Consider the following 20,145-nt stretch of genomic DNA (forward strand, 5'->3'; position numbering starts at 1 on the left):
GAAGGGCTTGTATCGTGTTACATTTTAACAAATGGAAAGCAACCAGAAGCAAGAACAGACAATCATCCTTTCACCGAGCCTGCCGCAATCCCTTCAACAATCCGTTCACTCAGCACCAGAAACGCAATCAGAATCGGCAGAATGCTAATCATCAGCGTAGCACCAATCGCACCCCAATCCGTTGTGTACTGCCCGATAAAGTTCTGCACTCCGACCGTCAGCGTTTTATACGCATCTGAACTGATGAAGGTGTTGACGAAAATAAATTCATTCCAGTCATAGATCATATTAATGATCGCTGTCGTGGCAAGCACGGAAGCGGTCATCGGCAGCACGATGCGGAAGAAAATCCGATGGACGGAACAGCCATCCATCACCGCCGCCTCTTCAACCTCTCTCGGAAGTGCATAATAGAATCCAAGCAGGATCATAATCGTGATCGGCATATTAAATGCAATGTAAGACAGAATGACCGATAACGGATGATCTGTGAGATGCAGCTTCAAGAACAGACTGAACAGCGGAATCAGTGTCGAATGCACCGGGATCATCAGACCCACCATGAATAATCCCAGCACCAGCGAACGTCCCTTCCAGCGCATCCGTGTGATCGCAAATGTCACCAGACTTGCAAACAGCACTGTAAACACCACAGAAACCACCGTAATCCACACACTGTTGAAAAAATATAAGCTGATATTGCCCTCTGTCCATACCTTGACATAGTTCTCCCAACGCGGTGTAGCCGGGAGGGCAAAAGGCGCCATGTTAAATACTTCCTGATTATTTTTAAGTGAAAATAACAGCAGCCACACTAATGGCAAAATTTGCAGCAAAGCCACCAGAGACAGCAGCACATAGAGCAGGACATACCCAAGCCTTCTCGTCCATGCAGGGCTATGACCTGTCTCCGGGCCTGCCGGCATCCGAACAGCCAGTTCCATCTTCAACAAGATGACCTCCTTTCATTTGACGTATGCATCAGGAATACTGAATTGTATCTTTGGATGCCGTAGCCTTGCGTAGCAGCCAGGTCACGACCAGACAGATCAGCAGAAGGAAGAAGCCTACTGCGCTGCCGTATCCAAAGTCAAAACTGCGAAACGCCTGACGATACATGTAGGAGGCCATCACTTCACTGGAACCATTCGGGCCGCCATCCGTCATGACATAGATGAGGTCAAAATATTTCAGCGAGCCGACCACAGCCAGCACAACGGTCACCTTAATCACTTCCGTGATCAGCGGCAGCTTGATGCGGAGCGCAATCTGCCACGGGTTCGCACCGTCAATGCGTGCGGCCTCAATTAGCGATTCCGGGATGTTTTTGAGTGCCGCATAGTAGATCAAAATATAGAAGCCTGCATACTGCCATAGGATGGGCACAAACAGGGCATACAGCACCAGAGATGGCTCTGCCAGCCAGGCTGGCGGATTGCTGAAGCCGATCGCTTCGAGAAAACTGTTTAGCACACCGTTGCTCGGGTGATAGATTTTCAGCCATAACTGGGCGATGGCAACGGAAGACAGCAGCATCGGAATCAGATATATTTTGCGAAAAAAATTGGCGCCCTTGATCTTACCTGACAGCACCAGCGCAATCATCAGATAACCGATGAGGCTCAGCGCAGAGAACAAGGCTAATAAAAAGGTATGATTCGCACTCTGCCAGAACGTTCCGTCCTTCAGCAGTGTCGTGTAGTTATCCAGACCAATAAACGTCATTGCCCCGATCCCGTCCCATTGCATCAAACCGTAGTATCCAGTGAGTACAATCGGGATGTAGACCAGAACCAGCAGCAGCAGCAGTGCAGGAAGCACATACAGCGCAGCGACCAGACGGTTCGACATGACTTTGTCCAAGACAGGGTCCTCCCTTCAAGCATTCAAGCATTCAGATGGTGCAGGTGAGGTATTCCTCACCTTTAACCAGCAGCAGAAGCAGCAGGGCACATTAGTTACCCTTGTCGATGGCGGCCTGATGATTCTTCACAAAGTCCTCCGGTGTGACTGCTTTGCCAAACAACGCCTGAATCATATCCAGATGCGCCTGAGCGGCAGCCGGCTTCATCTGCACGTCTGCGAAGAGCGTCAGGCTGCTTGCCTGATTCAGCTCATTCAGCAGATCAATATAAAGCTGCGGCAGCTGTACAGCAGCCGTATCAACTTTGGTCGCGGGAATCACCCCCGCCTCGGTCACCGAGCTTTCACCCCATTTTTCCACAAAGTATTGAATAAATTTCTGTGCCTCGTCCTTCACCTTCGAATTCTGAGCCGCAAACAGACCTACGCCCGGTCCACCTACCCAGCTGTTGATATCGCCCTTGCCCCCGTCAACCGTCGGGAATTTTAAAAACCCAACCTTATCCTTAAATTCCTGTGGGATGTCCGGGTTCGTTGTAAAGTTCGGCAGTTCCCACGTTCCCATCAGGTACATCGCAGCCTTTTCATTCATGAATTCAGATTTACCCTCATCATTGGACAAGCCGTTAAAGCCTTTGTTAAATGCATTCATATCCACCAGCTTCTGCACTTCAGCCGCAGCCTGCGTCAGAGCCGGATCATCGAACTTGCCGGAGCCGTTAATGGCTTTCTCCAACGCATCCCCGCCCAAACGGTTCGCCAGATACATATACCAGAGTGAGCCGGTCCAGCGGTCCTTATTGCCCAGTGCAATCGGCACTTCACCATTGTCGGTCAGCGTCTTCACCACATTCAGGAATTCATCGTAGGTGGCTGGCGGCTGCAAATTGTATTTTGCAAAAATCGCCTTGTTATAATAGATCGGAGAGATATTCAGCTCAATTGGGAGCGCATACGTTTTCCCATCAACTGCATAAGCCTCCGTTGTGCCCGCAATAAACTTCTCGCCCAGCGAACCATTCAGCAGCTCATCCAGCGGTGCAAACAGATTACCCTTTACGTAAGGCTCCAGAAAACCCGCAGCCCAGGTTACACCGACATCAGGAAGCTCATTGGAAGCGGACAAAATCTTCAGCTTGTTCTTGTATTGTTCATTCTCCAGCACTTCCTGCTTAATCGTCACATTTGGGTTATCGGTCTGATACTGCTGGATAATATCATTGACCAGCTTGTTCTGTTGTGCCGAGCTGCCAGCAGGCCAGAGATGCATGAACTTCAGCGTTACTTTGCCATCTGCGCCCTTGTCACCACCGCTTGCATTATTGCCAGATTCATTGCCTGCACCAGAGCCTGCGTTGTTGCATCCAGACAGAATGACAGCCAGAAGCAGCGTCCATGACAGAAGCATGGCCAGTGTCTTTTTATTCATATTTCCAACCCCCAATAGTGGAATTGCGGTCTTTGTAACCGCTTTACTAAAATTGTAGCATGGGCCCTTCCACCCCATAAGGATAGGATGATTTGGTAAAACTCCACTATTTTAAGAGGTTTTTTCTATATGACGCATATCCGCTTACGAACTCTTCTCATTTACGGTATGGCGGTATTTGCTTGGACTGATGCCCTCCAGGCTTTTGAACACTTTGATAAAATATTTATCCGTCTGGTAGCCCACTCTCCCGGCAATCTCTGATATAGGAAGCAGGGTCTGCACCAGTAATTCCTTCGCCCGCTGAACACGTTTACGCATAAGATACTCACTGAAATTCAGTCCGACCTGCTCTTTGAACAATACGCTAAAATAACTGGAGTTCAGGTGCACGGAGTCGGCAAGCTCCCGCATCGTTATGGGCTCGCCCAGATGTGCCTCAATGTAGGACAGGGCTTCTCCAATCGGGGTATCGACCTGCTGCTCTCTCCGCTCCCGGATATCCACCAGCTTGGGATCAACGATCTCCTGCATGGCCTGGATGCGCCGCTGCTGCTCATGAATATGAAGTGCTTTTTCTACCGTCTGGAGCAGCTGCTGCTTCTCAATGGGTTTCAATAAATAATCCACCACGCCCAGCTTGATCGCCTGCTGTGCATAACTGAAGTCCGCATACCCCGACATAATGAGAACCGCAGGTTTACTAGGAAAGTGCTGAATCGCCTCCACCAGCGACAAGCCGGAAAATTCCGGCATACGCACATCCGTGATCAGCAGATCTGCCGGCTGGCTGGCGAGCCATTCTTTGGCCTCAACACCGCTAGACGCTGTCTGTATCCGGTTCTTCCCGGCATACCATGCCTCCAGTGTTTTGCGAATCCCTTCTCTTGTGCGAGGTTCGTCGTCCACTATCAGAATCGTTTTTTCATGAATCATATGAAGCCTCCGTTCCCCTAGGAATTTCAAAACGAATAACCGTTCCAGCTCCCGCTTCACTCTCTACCACAAGTCTGGCATACTCGCCTAGCTGGCCACCGCCAAAGTACAATTGAAGACGCTGATGTACGTTAACCAGCCCTACACCAGTCCCTCTACCGGGGGCCAATGGATCACCGCCCTTTAGTGCCTGATGGATGGTCTGGAGACGCTCCGTCTCTATGCCCGGCCCATGATCGCGCACCTCCACACCTACTAAACCTGTGATGGATGATGGATACACGTTAATCTCTATGCTTCCAGGTTTTAAAGTGCTCTCTACGCCATACAACACGGCATTTTCCACCAGTGGCTGGATCAGCAGCTTGGGCATCGGTACTGTGCGCAGCTCTTCACCCAGCCGGATCTCCCATTGCATCCTGTCGCCAAGCCGCATCTGCATAATGTTCAGATACCGCTCTACATGCTCAAGCTCGTCCGCAATCGTCACCCATTCATCCTGATGCGGACTGGAGATGATATAACGAAACAAATGGGACATTGCGATGACCATTCGCGCCATCTCCTCCTCCCCTTTATCCTCCAAGGACCAGTAGAAGGCTTCCAGCGTATTGAACAGGAAATGAGGGTTAATCTGTGATTGTAGCGCCTTCAGCTCCGCCCGGGACTGCATCACTTCCTTGTCATGCACCACCTGTGTCAGCTCATTCTGCCTGTAGACCATCTGGTTATACACCTCATTCAGCTCATTGATCTCCGAAGTGGAGCTAACCATAAGATTCGGCCTCATCGCTCCCGGCTGCGCTCCCCGCATTGCCCTCATCAAGCGAATTAACGGACGAGTAATCATCGTAGACAGAAAGAAGGACATCACCAGAAAAAGCACAACGCCAATAACGCCCGACACAAATAAAGCCGTTCTCAGGATGGACACTCCTTCGGTCGTTTCCCGCAGGGGGGTCAGCACGGCAAGCGTCCAGCCTGTTAGCTCGGATCGCTGCTTCACCACGATATACGACTCCTTGCCATTCTGCACGACAGATTCACTATTCATCACGGCCTGAGGATCAAGGTGTACATCCAGATTGGAGGTCACGACCTCCCCGCCGCCGTCCAGCAGCATGATTGAATCCTGAGAGCCGTCCGAACCCTCTGAATCATTCAGTTGAAAAAAACTGCGCTGCATCCGCACAACCACATAACCGCCATGCTCAAAAGAACGATCCAGCAAGTTGATTCGCCGAATGGCCAGAAGAATACTTGGGTCATCGGGATCAGAGCCGGCCCATACCAGCCGCCCCTTGCCCTCATCGGCTTGAACAATCCACCCTCGATCCAGCCTGTGGCTCAGCGAACGATCATCCATCGGAAATATTCGGCTGTAATTCGTCGTGTAAATTTCCATGCTCTGTGCACCATTAATGAAGGATTGATAGCTGCCCGCGATCTGCAGGAGTGCCTGCCGCTGATTAAAGGTGGCCTTTTTCCCCCGTTTCTCCTCATATAACAGACGCTGAAGATAGGTATTATCTGCAACCTGGGCCGTTAAGGAATTGACCTGTGCGATAAGCGCGTCCAGCCTGCCGCTAGCCTGTACGGCGGTCTGCTGGATGTGCTTCTCCGCATTGCTTTTCAGCAAAGACGCTACACGGTCATATGCCGTAATCCCTGCGATGAGCAGAACCACGAGCATTACCATCACAAAACCGACAAAGATCTGATTACGAAGTGAGTTCAAAGGTCTGATTTGCCGCTGCACCGTCCAAAATCCCCCTCTTTCTGCATGGTAAAGAAACCACCATCTCACGCCCGTATTCTGGATGACGGGTTACACTCGATGCCGGATTCGTCTGTGTATGCTGTTCTAATCATTGAAGCGCTTGCAAATATTTTTCTTTGAATTTACTATTTTTTTTAGCAAAGCTCCGCTTAGTTTATTGATTAAACTAACCGAATTCAAAATAGCACAGTTTGAGTTGTTAATCAATAAATTTAAGCGTTCTTTACAAATCAGAATACAAAAAAGAGAGAGAAGCGGAGCGCTTTGTTTGCTCCCTTCCTTCTCTCCCTTTCTAACTAACTCTTTTACATCTAATGTAATAATTAATTATTTTTTTGATTTGAGTTGACTCAACAATTGTTATCGAAATATCATTTTTATATCAGTGACAAACTAATTAGCGTTGACCCTGTAGTTAACCGGAATTTTCCAATCTAATGTCACCACTTTCGAACCTAAGAAACTAACGTCAAATTTCCAATTGATATAGGCTGTAGTACTCTCGTTACTTTTTTGTTTAGAATCCCACGTGGAAACTAGAAGACCTAAATCAAGATAATGACCTGCATCATATAGATATGCTGATTTTCCAGCAGCATAATATGGGACATTTTTGGTGAAAAGTCCTATGATAACCGGCCAGTTAGCTTTAATTTCTGAACTGGATTCTCTATATATTCCACCGATTAATCTGGAAGTAATTACTGTATTCTGCCCCGCTGCGATAGTTCCGAGAGTTTGAGTGCCTCCACTTGTTACTCCGCCTATTTTATAACGTTGCTCAATACCATTAGTAGTATTCCCATTAACTCTTACATGTTCTGCAACTGTTAGTCTAGAAGTCCAATTCGCAGTACCTGCTTTACCAACATCTACGATATTCCCCTCAACTTTAGGACAAAAATAAAATTCTGCTACGTCTACACCAAAAGGGACTTTTGAATAGTAAACATTGGAACATGATTTAATGTAGGGATTAGCTGAAAAAGGGCCGATCTCCTCATTAGTAATTCTATGCGACTCTGCAGGAGCAAGAATTTGTTCAAACCAGTTACCATCCAAAAGGCTATCTGTATACGATCCATCTGTAGTGATTTTAGAAGTATCTATATTCAAATGATTTAACTTCTCTTCAAAGTAAAACATATCTCCTTTTTTATCTTGTAGATATAATTTAATGTTGGATGTGTTCCGTAAATCTGTAGAAATAAGACTTGTGTCGGCCCTATCATTGGTTTTTATCTTAAAATGTAAGACATTAAAGCTATCATTATTCTCTTTCAAGTCTCCAACATAACTATCAATACCATCGGATTGTTCTCTACTTGAATACAACTTACCTTCCAATTGAAGTGGGACTACTCCACCATTGTATCTGACAAGCCCGTTAATATGTACAGCATCGCCATCCAACGTTAAATTATCTATTAATAGTTTAGTCCGATGCACTAACTTCTCTTCAGCGATGTAATTCGAATATTCTTCTGACCCTATGACTCTTTGGATGTTCTCGTTTGAAACCATGTATCCGGGAATAGACATTGTATTTTCGGTCATTACCCCTTTTTCAATAACAGACTCACTCGAAGCGCTACTAACTCCATTAAAGGATATGACTAGTGTAGTAATTAAAGACAGTAAGGTTGCTTTCTTTAATATCATTTTCATTTTACAATACCGATAGGGTGTATGTATAATTGTACATCAAAAGTTTTTGTTCTAAATAAAGGAGATCCTTATCTTATGAGAAAAATGAGCAAAAAAAATTTGATTATTATTTTAACTCTTGCTCTTGCAGCTTCTCTGTTTGCAAATGTTTATGGGTATAATTCAAGTAATGGAAAACTAAAAGACTTTTTAAATCAACAATACAATCAGGTTCTGTCAGATTACGAGAGCAGCATTCTTTCTACTTCAGATTCAATCTTGTTAACTTTGGAGAATGCTATAGAGAAAAAGAAGATTAGTAGAGAAGAATTACTATTCTTATGCAAGAGCTATGAACAGTTAAATCAAAATCAGATTCAATATGCAAACTATGTACAGGTCTATAACTCTCCTGATGGGAAAAAGGCTTTCTCTATGGATATGAATGAACCTATTAATCTTAATTATCTTCCTGGTTTTATCTACTTTAATTCAAGTAGAGCTATGTTCGAAAAACTTCTTTTGCAAAGTGAATCTATTTCTGACTTAGATGTAACCGCTAATTTAGAAAAGAGCCTAAAACTTGCAAATGAAATCGTTCAATTAAACACAGCCATTTATAAAAAATTTCTCAATAAAAATTTCGCTCAATTGTCAAACGAGGAGGCAATATTGACCAGGCTTCACTTACAAAAGGATCTGACCACCTCGTCTGCAAAACTAGCTGAGCTTGACGCAGAAATATCCAGGTTAAATAACTAGATTTCTTCTCAAAAAAGGTGCAGTAACAAAAAGAGGCCGAAGCAGGCAAAACCTCCGCTTCGGCTCTTTGCTAACCTAAATTAGATCATTCTTCACCAATCATTGGTTGTATCCATCACCGTTACCCTTTAGGCAATGCATTACGCATACGCTTATCCCGATATCCTTGGTATACACGAAGCAACATGCCGATGATCAGCATCACCACACCGATGTTAATGGCCACATCCGCTATATTTAATATGCCACGTCCTGATGGAAACACCAGAAAATCCGTCACCCGTGCATAAACAAATCGATCTATCGCGTTGCCGAGAGCACCGCCAACCATAAAGCCTGCCCCGGCCTGCATCCAGAATCCACGTATCTCGCCCTTGCGCCGATAATAGAGCATACCTGCGATAAACAATACTGCAATTCCCCCGAACAGACGTGCATTGCCCTGAAACATACTTCCTGCCATACCGCTATTTTCATAATGCTGCAGCTGCATTCCCGAATCGCCAAGCCGCATGACCTCGCCAACCTCCATATACATTCGGACTGCAATCTTGGTTCCCTGGTCCACCAGTGTGACCAATAGTGCAACAAAATAAAACAGCATTGCCCTTTCCCTCCTGCCTGCTTGCTTAAGCCGCACTTATATGTTCACGTGAAGCGCATCCTGCGTTATATTCCTCTTACTTTACCACAGCATTTATGACGTCTCCAAATGATGCAGCATCGTATCTCTTATAACATCCAATGAAGTCCACACGAAAGATCATGACCTCGTTACCACAGTCATTCGCTTTTTGGGGAGAAGCAGCTCCTGCAATGGAATCAAAAACGCGAGATACAGGAGCAGAAGCTCTTGCATCTCGCGTCTTTACAATAAAGCAATCTGGATAACATGTACATTTCTATTACTGAATCGCAGACAGCACATCCAGCAGCATGGACTTGAACTTCGGTCGATCAATGGCTTCACACACCCGTACATTCGGTGCTTTGCCAAAACGTCCGTTAATATCAACCACGCTGTATCCGCGTGTGAGTTCTCCTGCCGCTTCCACATCGACATAGTAATGACCCGATTTCGTCATGAGCGACTCATCTGCCGCTACTGCCATCAGCAGTGTATCCGGGTGGGTTGTTCCGTTCAGCTTATGTACGTATTTGTTAAACTGCATAACCACCTTGTTGATTGCCGTGAAAAAGTCCGCACCCGATGTGCCCAGCGCTGCAATCTCGGCATGATCATCATCATCCATCACCGAGTACTGTGTACACATCTCCCAGCCAACCATCGTAATCGGGATGCCTGCATGCAGCACAATCTTGGCTGCCTCTGGGTCCACGTAGAAGTTATACTCTGCCGCTGGAGTGATATTGCCCAGTGCATTGTTCGTTCCACCCATGATGTACAGATGAGCAATCTCAGGGATAATCGTCGGGTCCTTCTGAATCGCCATCGCAATGTTGGTCAGCGGTGCAATTGCCAGCAATTCAATCTCACCCGGATGCGCATGCACCTTCTCGATAATAAAATCAACCGCATGCCCGCTCTCGGGACGCTGCTCCGCCTTGGGAAAATGCGCACCGCCCATGCCATCATCCCCATGCACATCTTCCACCGTCCGGTGTTGCGCCTGACCATAGGCCATCAGAGGCCGTTCGCAGCCTTTGTATACCGGGACCTTGCCCCCGTGTCCGGCAACCTGTACGGTGTACAGTGCATTTTCAACCTCCTGATCAAACTGCACATTTCCACCAGTAATCGTGATGCCCTCCACCTGAAAATGATGCAATGCCGTCAGGATCGCAATCGTATCGTCTCCTGCTGTATCCGTATCAATGATGACTCTTCTCATGCTGCCGCTCTCCTTCTTCCGTATAAAATTCGTTCGACATCTGCTAAACGACCCTCGTGTACATCATCACGTTCATTCAGCAGATATATCCATGCGAAACGTCAGGATCTATTTTACATCAAAAACGTACCAATGACGATGGAAACGCCGATGATCACGGAGCGTAACAACTGTGCTACCGCCATATTACCACGCGCAATTTCCTCACATACCCGCATCTTCGGTGTCAGGAAATCAAATATAATATAGACCAGACACAGAATAATGATACCCAGCGCCGACCATAACAGCATATCCAGCCACGCATGCGTCGAGAAGGACACCATCCCCACAATAATACACAGGCCCAGCAGCTTGCTGCCCATATACATACCCGCCGCTTCATTACCTTTCGCAATTTCCTCACTATCGTTATACCGGGTCAATTTGCTGAAGGCAAAGTATCCACATACCAGCACCACCAGCAAAATCCCCATACCCAGCCCCACATTTAACAGGTTTATTCCCAGCTTCTCCATTCCTTCTCCTCCTCATCATTCATCCGTTCACGTACCGCCGCTGCGCAATAGTAGGCCATATCACCCGTGACCTTCTCTCCAACCCTTGGCAGCATGCCGGCAAAACGTCCTCCAATCACAAATACACCCGTCAACAGATAACCGCTGTAAGGACCCTCCTCCGTCTGAATTACCGCCTGCTCCATCGGCACCAGCTGCTGATATACCTTGGGTTGATTTGCATAATACGCTTCAATCTCTTCAGCATCCTCGTCATCTTGATCCAGAATCGCAGTTCGATCCGTGGGCATGTCATTTCCCTCTTTAGATTGGGGGTGTATTCCCTCCTGATTCAGCAAAAGAGTTCCACGGCCCTCGCGGCCCCAATAGCTCTTGGCTACATAAGGCACAGCGCTCTGCTCAAACGGCGCCGCACTAAAGTACGTTGGCAGCAGATACCGTGAGATCACTTGCATCTCATCCTCATCAAAAAGTGTAAACCCGCAGTAACCGGGCGTCTGCTCATTCCGCTCATATAGCGACCAGATCGCAGCCATAAAGCCCTTACTCTGCATCAGTACATGCTGCGCCGGATTCATCAGGCCAAGCTGTCCTTCACGCACTAATTCAATCAATTCAGCACCAATGTCCACATCTGTTATCTCATCCCGATCCCCAATCAGATATTCCAGCGGATACAGCCGATATAATAAACGAATCTCCCGGCCCTGATGATACAGTCCTTCTCCCGGTACAATCTCAAGCTCCTCCAGCGGAGCATACAGCACCTCATATCCGGCTTCACGACAACGCTCCATCAAATAGGTGGTATTAGTTCGATCCTCAACATGCTCGCCATATGAAGTAAATGTAACCGGCCCCTCCAGACCTTGCTTGGCATAGAATGTAAGCCAGGATCGGAAGCACTCCCGAATACGCTCATCCATATGGGCCGAGGGTGCAACCCATGTCTGGTCGGCTGTCAGTCCGATCAGAATGTTCTCAAGTGCCGCCGCTTCGGGTATGCCCGTAGGCGTGTCGGTGTTATTTTCAATACATTTCAAACCAGCCTCACCTATAATCCAATCCTGACGAGTAATTCCGCCTGTAACACACTCCATGCGTGCTGCCGTAATCAGCCCCGGATGAATACCGAGCGGTCCCTCCAGAAATGAATCGGGCATATATCGCTGGATAAAACGCATCACTTTGCTGTATATCGCATCCACTGCCTCGGCCGCAGCACGCAGTTCATTCAGCTCCGCGGTTGTATAAACCGTTAGTGAAGGCACACAATACTGCTTGCCATACATGCGATGATACGGAATCTTCTCTCCGGCTTCCCCTGAGAAAACCTCTTCGTGGCTGAATGGAAGCGGGAATACGGTCCTCATATAACCAACCTCCTTCTGCCCAACCGCAGAATGTGCTCCTGCTTCATGCAATTAACCTCCCGAGCTGCGGAAAAAGCTGCCGAAACCGCTCGATTTGGACTTGGAGGAGCTTTTATACGAACTGCTGCCTCCTTCGCGATAGGATGATCCACTGCGATAAGACGATCCGCCGTAGCCGCCATAATAGTAATGACCACTGCTGGAATCGTACTCGCATCCTTCATCATACTCAGGGTCACATTCGTCGCTGCTGCTGCCACAGCCCGCAAGCACTGCAGGTACGACCAGCAGGAGGGAGAAGGCAACGAGCTTGGCTTTGGAGCCCGGTTTAGAGCCTGATGCCGATCTCGAGCCTTCTGGGGAACCCGCTGCTCTCATCGGCTCAAAGCCAGATATGAGCGCTGTTCCCGTTACATGCCCCACCTCGGAAGCTGGCTCGAACCCCCGCATGGATTCGACCTCTGAAGCGGATGGAGATTGACGTCCAATAATGTTTCCAGCGATTCCGGCCCCCTGTGTAGATAACGGCTTTTGCACCTCTTCTTCCTTCATTACAGATCCACCTCTTTCATGAAAAACAGTACTTTCTTGCGATCCGTATCCAGCACCGAATACAGAATTTCATACGTCTTGTCTGCCCGAACCATGTAGTGATCCAGCAGCTGCTCAGCCAGCTCCATCGTATAGCCAGCGGACTCTATAAGCTCCAGTTCCTCAAAGGAACGCCCATTCCACAGCATATACTCCGGGCTGTACATGGAGGACATTTTACACAAGCCCAGCGCCGCATCCGCAATAGCCGCACCGTACCCTTCCGGCAGCTGCTGTTCGTCCATCGTCACATAGATCACATGCTCCCGCCGATCCTGACATTCATTGGACAGATGGGTCCATAATTTGTTCTTCATTAGAGTTGCGTCCACCAGCTTGCGCATGAACAATTCATCCCGCGTTACCGAGGTCTGCTCCAGTTCGCCCGTCTCTGCCTGCTTATCCTCCGACCAGCTGCGATACGTCAATGAATAATAGATTGCTGTCTCCTCCCTCTCTGCGAGCTCGTAGGTGAGCCGTTTCAATACACACAAACGTATTAAACGCATGAGGAGGAAAAAAGTTACACTATTCGCTATGACATGTAAAAAGAAACATGGAAAGCTGGTTTACGCTCCAGCCACGCTAGCGATCACCACAGACCTTATTCAGCGTAAAAGCAGGCTCTTGAAATTGTAACGATCTGGAGAAACGCTATTTGAAAGGAAAATCCAAAACACTGGCTACAAGCTCTATATTTCAGGGGGAATAACGTCGCTAGGGATCGTTAGAATTCCAGAAGGTAAAAAAACAGGCAAATAACCTCTCCTCAGATCGTTAGATCGTTAGACTAGGCCAAGCTCACAGATGCACGCCTTGGTCCATGCATAACTCACATACGGCTATGAGCCCGGGCCAAAACAAAGCAAAATGACAACAACTAAAAAGGACTGCCTTATGTCAGTGAATGCTTATTCAAAGCACATTCTCTGATAGACAATCCTTTTTACGCTTACTCCGCTTCTGCCTGCACGCTCTCGCTCCGGTTCGTTCGGTTCAATTCGATTCGGTTAGGTCCGCTCTACAAGGTATCCACTGCATTCCGTATCGGTGTGTGACTTCTTGTTATCTAATTCTTATTTTTGCTTCCTGATTTTCACTTTTAATCCGTACTTGCTTGCCGCTCCCTGCTTTGCAATTCCGTCTCACATCTCAGCCCATTGAACGAGAAGTTCATCGTATGCCCTGGATAACTGCTCTCGCTCGTTCCACAGCTGCTCTAGAGCGGCCGAGTCGTTGGTCAATGCTTCAAGCTGCCGATCAAGCTCCTGAATCCGAGCTTCCATGCGGGCTATCGCCAGCTCCAGCTTTTCTACAGATGCTTGTTGCCTATTTCCGCTACCGTGTCGGTTGTGATTGTTGGCACTGCGGCTGGCATTCCCATGGCCTGTTTTCACATGTCCAGCATCAAGCTCCGTATGCGCTTGCCCCAGCAAGGTCTCTTCATTTGTGGCTGCTTCCCCATCGGCAGTAATTCCCCCAGCCCTTCTCCCGGCTTTCGATCCGTTTCCAGCAACATTAGCACCAGACTCGCGTGATATTTCTTTCGCTGCACGGGCCTGCACATCAAGCCTCTTCTCCCGGTACGCCTCGTAATCCCCAAGGTATGATGTCAGCTGACCATGCTCCAGCTCCCATACTCGGGAAGCAATGCGATTCACAAAGTAACGATCATGCGAGATTGCCAGCACAGTCCCTTCATAATCAGCCAGCGCATCCTCCAGCGCCTCTCTTGAAGTAATATCGAGATGGTTGGTCGGCTCATCCAGTAAAAGTACATTCGGTTTGCGCTGTATCAGCAAAGCCAGCCTCAGACGAGTCCACTCCCCGCCGGACAGCTGTCCGACCGAACGGAAAACATCGGCTCCATAGAACAGATATCGCGCCAGAATGCCGCGAGCCTCTCCTTCCTCCACGCCTGCTTCCAGACGGAAGTGCTCCAGCACATTCAGCTTCGGATTCACCGGTTCCTCCTGCTGGGCCAGATATCCGACATCTACACGCGCACCCCACTCCAGCTTGCCTGCATCCGGCTGCTCCTTACCGAGCAACAGCCTGAACAGCGTTGTTTTACCCGAGCCGTTACGGCCGATTAAGGCCGTTTTGTCGCCATATTCCAGCAGAGCAGATACACCTCGTAAAATATCCCGGTCGCCGTACCGTTTCTCCACATCCTCCAGCACCGCCACACGTTTACCCGTGCGATCTGTAGGACGCACATCGAACTCCGCATGACGGCGCTCCAGCACAGGCCGCTTCACCTGCTCCATCCGCTCCAGCGCTTTACGCATGGAGGCCGCACGCCGGAAAAACTTTTCATTGCCGCCAACACGGCCCCATTCCTCCAGCTGGCGAATCGTTTCCTTCATTTTTTTGATAACCTTCTGCTGCTCCTTGAATTCCTCAAACTGCTTCAGCAGCCGCTGCTCCTTCACCTTCATATATTCGGTATATCCACCTGCTGCGGTTTCGGCCTCGCCATCCTCCAGCTCCAGCGTGCGTGTCACCACCCGATCCAGGAAATAGCGGTCATGCGAGATAAGAACAACCGTGCCGTTGTATTCACGTAAAAAACCTTCCAGCCACTCCACCCGCTCCAGATCCAGATGGTTGGTTGGCTCATCCAGCAGCAGCAGATCTGGACTCACAATGAGCTGTGAAGCCAGCACCACCCGAGTCTGCTCACCGCCGGATAGAGAGCCGAAGCGCCAGCTATAATGAGCCTTGGCAATATCCAGGCCACCTGCAACCTGATCAATCCGTGCATCCATCTCGTAGCCACCCTCGCGCTCGAACTGCTCTTGCAGCGCCGCATACCTTTTCAACAGACGTTCCAATTGCTCCGGGTCTTCCGCACAAGCCGGATCGGACATCTGCTGCTCCAGCTCCTTCATCTGCGTACGGCAAGCAATCAGCTCCTGCAAACCAAGTCCCAACACATCCAATACAGTATGGTTATCCAGCCCTTCGGGAACCTGAGCCACGTATCCAATTCTTGTGTCTTTTTTCAGCATCAACTGGCCTTCGTCCGGCTGGCTCAGCCGGGCCATGAGACGCATCAAGGTTGTTTTGCCGCTTCCGTTGCGGCCGATCAGGGCAACCTTATCCCCTTCCATAATTTCAAATGTAATGCCGTCCAGCACCAGATGTGCCCCGTGATATTGTTTCAGCTGTTGCGCGCTAATGATCATCATAATAAGCTTCCTCCTATAGTTGGAAGAGCCTGACCGCAACACAAAAAGAGCCGCAGGAGGTTAGCTCCGCGGCCCTTCAGAAAGCAATAAAGCAAATATGCTTATCGTCCGAATGAGGTCAAGGCAGGCATCTTCTCGCACATGTTAACTTCCGTATATTCAAAATTGGACAGACTTCTCCCGTTGTTCGGAAAAGTGTGAACAATGCCAGCCATAGCAATCGGCAGCTGGCTAATACGGTTGTTAAGCATGTCGTGATTCACCTGTCTTCACCTCCCTTTATCATAAGTAATGTCAATATAGCACAGGCGGCTGCATCTCTGCAACCATCCGATGCCCCATGTTCCATAGTTATCCTGTTAACAAGCTCCTGCAGCATACCTAACCTACACCTTATCCAGGTTGCAAGTCCATGTCCCCCTCCCCAGCAAGCGGATTATCCGAGACAGGTTATCTTGATATCAACTAAAGTATGCAGGTTAATCTCGATACGCAGCTCATCATGTTCATTGATTGCGATTAACGTATTATCGTTCACACTTAATTCTTTAATCGGATTGGTATCCTCGAAAAACACACCCCACACCAAGCGGTCTTCTGCATCGGTACAGGCAATGAAGCCCTCATTCCCCATCGCCCCGTCCCCGCCAACCATTTTCCCGCCTTGATAATCGACACTTGTCCATACATCCACCATCGTCCAGCAATCGGGATTGTACTTCTCCACGCTCTCCATCGTTGTATCACACAGGGGGGAACAGTACATCGTTCGCTCACCGCTGTTCGGATCGTCGTATTTACGAATATCTAACATAATGACCCTGTCATCTGCAAAAGCAATACAATTCATACCAGGCAGCTCACGCTGCTCAGCAGACCAATGTTCCAGGATTATGCTGTTCATCACACGCTCCTTTCTCTGGTGGTGCAGCCGCGACCATTTTCCGCGCAGCTCCACGCGCGCAGTGCTTGGTTACATCTCGACCTGAAGTCTAACTCCTTCCACGTCGCCGAAGCACCAGAGCTGTAATCGCTACCGTAACCAACGTCAGAAGCCCGGATGTACCCAGAGTAAACCCAAGCAGTGCATAGCCAATTCCGTTCCAGCTATCCATATCAATGCTGATCATAATGACAATAGCCCCGCCAAGCAGCGTCAGACATGGCAGGATCGACTGAAGCCACGTCATGCGGCGTCCCTGCACCCGATACAACACCCATTCAATAAGCAGCTGCACTCCCCACATACCCAGCGTCCACAAAATGAGCACTTCCATAACGTTCCCCTCCTCATACATGGAAAGTTCATAACTGGTCAATGCAAAGCCGTATCTAAACTTGATTTCACCTAAAGCACCCGTCCCTGAGGAACAACCATACTACCACTTCTTACTTCAACCATTCTGCAAAAAAGCTCCGATATCCTTCCTTCATCACCGTTCGTGAAAAGGCACCAAACGCATACTCACGGTTGTCCTCCGATACACTGCGGGGAGCAGCCGCAGCCATGTTCACCAGCTCAAACCAATTATCCTCATTGCCTGCAAAGGCATGTGTGGACCTTATGTGGCCGTAGCACGCGTGCTCGGGCTTCACGACCATTTTCCCCATCGCCATCGCTTCCGTCAGCGGCATCGCAAACGTATCAAACGCCGAACAGCTCCAGTACACCTTGGCTGAATTCATCAGCGCAAATATCTCATCCTGGGTCAGTGCAAACTTCAGCTTGACGTTATGCGGGATGTCATACTTTTTCATGCTCTCCTTATAACGCACACCGCCAAACACCATATACACTTCCTTGTCCGGGTTCTGACGGGCATATTCCAGCACCAGGTCGGGACGACGGTTCGCCTCATCCCGCCCAATCCAGAGCACTCGATTATGCACGACCTGAATTGGATCATAATGGCGATGCGCCAGCTCTTCATTGAAGCCAATCGGAATGACGTTCACGTCATGCACACCGAAATTGCGCCCCAGCTCTCTTTTCAAAAACTCCGTCTGCACAATCGCTTTATCCACCATCGTATAGAAGGGCTTCATCATCTCATACCCCGTCAATGCAGGATCAGGGAAGCTGTGCGGGAACAGCACACTCTTCGGCAGAAACATTTTCAAAAACGTAAATCCCGACACCGTATAGATCACATGCTCGATATGTTGACTATGAATCTGATCCAGCACGATATCGTAGTTCACCAGATCACCCTTCTCATGCTCGTACCCCGGCAGCCAGTCGTAACCGCTAACATGCCGCTCCGGCGAGATGAACACGATGTCCACGCCCAGTTCCAGACCGATCTGCTTCAGTCGATCCGCAAACACCCGCGGTCCCTGAGCCTCTGTGAATTGAATTTTACGCATCACCAGTCCAACTTTATGCAAACCTGTCACCCCTTATTTCCATTCTTCACTTAAATCGTTTATGTTCTAATGCTCGTTCATATGCTCTATGCACTGCTCCAGCGTCGCAGCCGTCTCGTGCCATTGATTACGTAACTGCTCATGCGGCCATACACAGTTCGGATTCCTTAGATCACTGTCGATCAGACGTAGCATCCAGAGCGAGAATACAATCGCATAAGCGCCGTACCATGTTGTAAAAGAACCCCGTTCAACCTGCACGCCAAGGCTCTTCAGCTTGTCCAGATACACCTTCATGACCCGCGCCCGTAACCCCGGCGTCATCGTACGAGGGAAGAGCGGATGCGACAGGTCGAGCAGATGGTATACGTCCCACAATGGCGTGTTCAGGTGAGCATGCTCCCAGTCCAAAATCACCAATCTGCCCTCCACCTCGGCTACATTGCCAGGGTGTAAGTCACCATGACACAGCACCAGAGACAGCTCTTCCTCTGCTGTGAGAAGCAGCGTGATGAGCCTGTCCCAGTCCGATGCAGACAAGGAAAAATCCAGCCTGCCTAACAATGCGTCTGTTGCTGGCTGGTGCTGTTGTAGCTCATGCAGCATATCCCGAATGGACGGCTTGTGGCCCACTCGCGGCAGTTCTTGCCACGCTCCAACGGGCAGCGCATGCCACTCCGCCATGTGTGCAGCAGCAAGCATCATGGTCGACTCGCACAAGGAGTGCTCCAGCTGGCCCATATCCTCGTAGATCATCCAGCTCTGCTCTGGAGCAGCTTCCTGATTCGAAGCCGTGATGAGCTGCGGATACACCGGAGGTAATTGCGGCATCACATGCTCGTACATCCAGCGTTCCCGTCCATACTGCGCAGGATTCGTCAGCGGTTTGAAAATATAAGTCTCGCCCGTATGAACCGTGAAACGCTCCACATGTCTGCCGTTCATCCCCTGATAAAGCTTCTGCCGCCCTATAATCTGCTGTTCATCTAGTATACCTTCGGAGGTCACCCAGCGCTCTGGATTCCAGCTTCTCTCCATAACCTCACCCTCCCTTCTATCTAACCGTTCCGTACAGGATTTCTATTCATCATACGTTGTGGGTAGATGGGCTGCAAGTAGTGTTTCTTACCGGGGGCAAAGCCTCGTTCCGAACTTGCTCTTTCCATGGACAAGACTCCTCATACAGTTGCATTCGTCTCTTTTCGTTCCCTTTTAAAGATCATGGTATAATTGACGAATAAAGTCTGCGGCTTCTTAATACTTGATTAAACTTATCAACCTGAATATCTACAGGAGGAACGACCATGAGCATTATACTAATGCCTGAAAAAGTAGATTTCCGCATCTCCACAACCGATCTTAAAGCCATCTATACCGAATCGGGTGGTGTTACTTTACGTATAGATGTGCAAACGCGTGGGGATGTGCCTCTAGATCAATACCGGGAAGTCGAACTCACTTTCGGCACCGTTGCTGAACTGCGCTGCATCACGGTTAATTTCTTCGAGCTACATGCAGGTCAGGTTGAAGGGATCCCTTACACTGAGGATATACTTCACTTTTGGGAGACAAATGGCTATCCTCCCGACCCTGGCTTTTATCAGGTGATGAATTCACCCATTTTAGACCAAAAAGGGAAGCTATTCGATCCCCGGAATCGGCTTGATCTGAAGCATTACCTTGTCGTTGGGTATGATAGTTATGTAGAAGTGATTGCGTCTTCCTATCAGGTGAAAATATAGTTTCGGAGCTAGAAGCAATTTTCAACAAAACAAATACCTTAAGGCCCCCCTTAGGGTATTATTCGGTATTAAAAGTTTCTTTCATTTTCC

The 20,145-nt window shown here is 48.7% G+C and carries 20 protein-coding genes; 2 read left to right on the forward strand and 18 right to left on the reverse strand.

Features of this window, described 5'->3' with window-relative positions; genetic code table 11:
* Positions 1 to 62 precede the first annotated feature (62 nt).
* From DFQ00_RS07535 to DFQ00_RS07560, 6 genes are all read right to left on the reverse strand, one after another.
* The gene (locus DFQ00_RS07535; protein WP_244213730.1) at positions 63 to 926 is read right to left on the reverse strand and encodes a carbohydrate ABC transporter permease; all 864 of its coding nucleotides are present in this window, start codon (positions 924 to 926) and stop codon (positions 63 to 65) included.
* 55 nt (positions 927 to 981) lie between these two features.
* Positions 982 to 1,863, reverse strand: a complete 882-nt coding sequence (locus DFQ00_RS07540; protein WP_110895849.1) for a carbohydrate ABC transporter permease — start codon at positions 1,861 to 1,863, stop codon at positions 982 to 984.
* A 91-nt stretch (positions 1,864 to 1,954) separates the two neighbouring features.
* A complete protein-coding gene (locus DFQ00_RS07545; RefSeq protein ID WP_110895850.1) occupies positions 1,955 to 3,292 on the reverse strand; it encodes an extracellular solute-binding protein in 1,338 nt (445 codons plus the stop codon).
* Positions 3,293 to 3,436: 144 nt separating this feature from the next.
* A complete protein-coding gene (locus DFQ00_RS07550; RefSeq protein ID WP_110895851.1) occupies positions 3,437 to 4,228 on the reverse strand; it encodes a response regulator in 792 nt (263 codons plus the stop codon).
* Positions 4,218 to 5,987, reverse strand: coding sequence for a cache domain-containing sensor histidine kinase (locus tag DFQ00_RS07555; protein ID WP_341866253.1), 1,770 nt, complete (start codon positions 5,985 to 5,987; stop codon positions 4,218 to 4,220). The genes DFQ00_RS07550 and DFQ00_RS07555 overlap by 11 nt, the downstream gene beginning before the upstream one ends.
* Before the next feature lie 414 nt (positions 5,988 to 6,401).
* Positions 6,402 to 7,676, reverse strand: coding sequence for a hypothetical protein (locus DFQ00_RS07560; RefSeq protein ID WP_146236131.1), 1,275 nt, complete (start codon positions 7,674 to 7,676; stop codon positions 6,402 to 6,404).
* A 75-nt stretch (positions 7,677 to 7,751) separates the two neighbouring features.
* On the opposite strand from DFQ00_RS07560, the gene DFQ00_RS07565 reads away from it, so the two are divergent.
* Entirely contained in the window at positions 7,752 to 8,417 is a 666-nt protein-coding gene (locus tag DFQ00_RS07565; RefSeq protein ID WP_110895853.1) for a hypothetical protein, read from the forward strand.
* A gap of 121 nt (positions 8,418 to 8,538) precedes the next feature.
* Here DFQ00_RS07565 and lspA read toward each other — a convergent pair whose 3' ends face one another.
* The 12 genes from lspA to DFQ00_RS07620 form a co-directional block, all read right to left on the reverse strand.
* The gene (gene lspA, locus DFQ00_RS07570; RefSeq protein ID WP_110895854.1) at positions 8,539 to 9,021 is read right to left on the reverse strand and encodes a signal peptidase II; all 483 of its coding nucleotides are present in this window, start codon (positions 9,019 to 9,021) and stop codon (positions 8,539 to 8,541) included.
* Positions 9,022 to 9,322: 301 nt separating this feature from the next.
* Positions 9,323 to 10,270 carry a nucleoside hydrolase gene (locus DFQ00_RS07575; RefSeq protein WP_110895855.1) on the reverse strand — a complete coding sequence of 316 codons (948 nt, stop codon included), beginning with the start codon at positions 10,268 to 10,270 and terminating at the stop codon, positions 9,323 to 9,325.
* A 113-nt stretch (positions 10,271 to 10,383) separates the two neighbouring features.
* Positions 10,384 to 10,788 carry a DUF350 domain-containing protein gene (locus tag DFQ00_RS07580; RefSeq protein ID WP_110895856.1) on the reverse strand — a complete coding sequence of 135 codons (405 nt, stop codon included), beginning with the start codon at positions 10,786 to 10,788 and terminating at the stop codon, positions 10,384 to 10,386.
* Positions 10,770 to 12,161: a glutathionylspermidine synthase family protein gene (locus DFQ00_RS07585; protein ID WP_110895903.1), complete on the reverse strand. Its 1,392-nt coding sequence runs from the start codon at positions 12,159 to 12,161 to the stop codon at positions 10,770 to 10,772. Before DFQ00_RS07585 ends, DFQ00_RS07580 begins: the two co-directional genes overlap by 19 nt.
* A 51-nt stretch (positions 12,162 to 12,212) precedes the next feature.
* Positions 12,213 to 12,713, reverse strand: coding sequence for a hypothetical protein (locus DFQ00_RS07590; RefSeq protein WP_244213725.1), 501 nt, complete (start codon positions 12,711 to 12,713; stop codon positions 12,213 to 12,215).
* On the reverse strand, positions 12,713 to 13,261 hold the full coding sequence (locus DFQ00_RS29460; protein WP_244213726.1) for a hypothetical protein: 549 nt from the start codon (positions 13,259 to 13,261) through the stop codon (positions 12,713 to 12,715). The genes DFQ00_RS07590 and DFQ00_RS29460 overlap by 1 nt, the downstream gene beginning before the upstream one ends.
* Before the next feature lie 636 nt (positions 13,262 to 13,897).
* Positions 13,898 to 15,946, reverse strand: coding sequence for a ribosomal protection-like ABC-F family protein (abc-f, locus tag DFQ00_RS07600; RefSeq protein WP_110895858.1), 2,049 nt, complete (start codon positions 15,944 to 15,946; stop codon positions 13,898 to 13,900).
* Between the two features lie 101 nt (positions 15,947 to 16,047).
* Complete coding sequence (locus DFQ00_RS29090) at positions 16,048 to 16,209, reverse strand: hypothetical protein (protein WP_167433631.1); 162 nt, start codon at positions 16,207 to 16,209, stop codon at positions 16,048 to 16,050.
* Between the two features lie 173 nt (positions 16,210 to 16,382).
* On the reverse strand, positions 16,383 to 16,850 hold the full coding sequence (locus DFQ00_RS07605; protein ID WP_110895859.1) for a hypothetical protein: 468 nt from the start codon (positions 16,848 to 16,850) through the stop codon (positions 16,383 to 16,385).
* An 88-nt stretch (positions 16,851 to 16,938) separates the two neighbouring features.
* Positions 16,939 to 17,223, reverse strand: coding sequence for a hypothetical protein (locus DFQ00_RS07610; RefSeq protein ID WP_110895860.1), 285 nt, complete (start codon positions 17,221 to 17,223; stop codon positions 16,939 to 16,941).
* Between the two features lie 112 nt (positions 17,224 to 17,335).
* Positions 17,336 to 18,334, reverse strand: coding sequence for a glycosyltransferase (locus DFQ00_RS07615; protein WP_110895861.1), 999 nt, complete (start codon positions 18,332 to 18,334; stop codon positions 17,336 to 17,338).
* A 45-nt stretch (positions 18,335 to 18,379) separates the two neighbouring features.
* A complete protein-coding gene (locus tag DFQ00_RS07620) occupies positions 18,380 to 19,351 on the reverse strand; it encodes a phosphotransferase family protein (RefSeq protein WP_110895862.1) in 972 nt (323 codons plus the stop codon).
* A gap of 266 nt (positions 19,352 to 19,617) precedes the next feature.
* Between DFQ00_RS07620 and DFQ00_RS07625 the strand changes: the two genes are divergently transcribed.
* Complete coding sequence (locus DFQ00_RS07625; protein ID WP_110895863.1) at positions 19,618 to 20,055, forward strand: hypothetical protein; 438 nt, start codon at positions 19,618 to 19,620, stop codon at positions 20,053 to 20,055.
* Positions 20,056 to 20,145 lie beyond the last annotated feature (90 nt).

Source organism: Paenibacillus barcinonensis, from assembly GCF_003217495.1.
Taxonomy (GTDB): domain Bacteria; phylum Bacillota; class Bacilli; order Paenibacillales; family Paenibacillaceae; genus Paenibacillus; species Paenibacillus barcinonensis.

Excerpts from the sequence above, each read along its gene's own strand:
- DFQ00_RS07535 (WP_244213730.1), bottom strand. The coding sequence starts at position 926 with ATGCCGGCAGGCCCGGAGACAGGTCATAGCCCTGCATGGACGAGAAGG.
- DFQ00_RS07545 (WP_110895850.1), bottom strand. The coding sequence starts at position 3,292 with ATGAATAAAAAGACACTGGCCATGCTTCTGTCATGGACGCTGCTTCTG.
- DFQ00_RS07550 (WP_110895851.1), bottom strand. The coding sequence starts at position 4,228 with ATGATTCATGAAAAAACGATTCTGATAGTGGACGACGAACCTCGCACA.
- DFQ00_RS07560 (WP_146236131.1), bottom strand. The coding sequence starts at position 7,676 with ATGAAAATGATATTAAAGAAAGCAACCTTACTGTCTTTAATTACTACA.
- DFQ00_RS07565 (WP_110895853.1), top strand. The coding sequence starts at position 7,752 with ATGAGAAAAATGAGCAAAAAAAATTTGATTATTATTTTAACTCTTGCT.
- lspA (WP_110895854.1), bottom strand. The coding sequence starts at position 9,021 with ATGCTGTTTTATTTTGTTGCACTATTGGTCACACTGGTGGACCAGGGA.
- DFQ00_RS07575 (WP_110895855.1), bottom strand. The coding sequence starts at position 10,270 with ATGAGAAGAGTCATCATTGATACGGATACAGCAGGAGACGATACGATT.
- DFQ00_RS07580 (WP_110895856.1), bottom strand. The coding sequence starts at position 10,788 with ATGGAGAAGCTGGGAATAAACCTGTTAAATGTGGGGCTGGGTATGGGG.
- DFQ00_RS07585 (WP_110895903.1), bottom strand. The coding sequence starts at position 12,161 with ATGAGGACCGTATTCCCGCTTCCATTCAGCCACGAAGAGGTTTTCTCA.
- DFQ00_RS07590 (WP_244213725.1), bottom strand. The coding sequence starts at position 12,713 with ATGAAGGAAGAAGAGGTGCAAAAGCCGTTATCTACACAGGGGGCCGGA.
- DFQ00_RS29460 (WP_244213726.1), bottom strand. The coding sequence starts at position 13,261 with ATGCGTTTAATACGTTTGTGTGTATTGAAACGGCTCACCTACGAGCTC.
- abc-f (WP_110895858.1), bottom strand. The coding sequence starts at position 15,946 with ATGATGATCATTAGCGCGCAACAGCTGAAACAATATCACGGGGCACAT.
- DFQ00_RS07605 (WP_110895859.1), bottom strand. The coding sequence starts at position 16,850 with ATGAACAGCATAATCCTGGAACATTGGTCTGCTGAGCAGCGTGAGCTG.
- DFQ00_RS07610 (WP_110895860.1), bottom strand. The coding sequence starts at position 17,223 with ATGGAAGTGCTCATTTTGTGGACGCTGGGTATGTGGGGAGTGCAGCTG.
- DFQ00_RS07620 (WP_110895862.1), bottom strand. The coding sequence starts at position 19,351 with ATGGAGAGAAGCTGGAATCCAGAGCGCTGGGTGACCTCCGAAGGTATA.
- DFQ00_RS07625 (WP_110895863.1), top strand. The coding sequence starts at position 19,618 with ATGAGCATTATACTAATGCCTGAAAAAGTAGATTTCCGCATCTCCACA.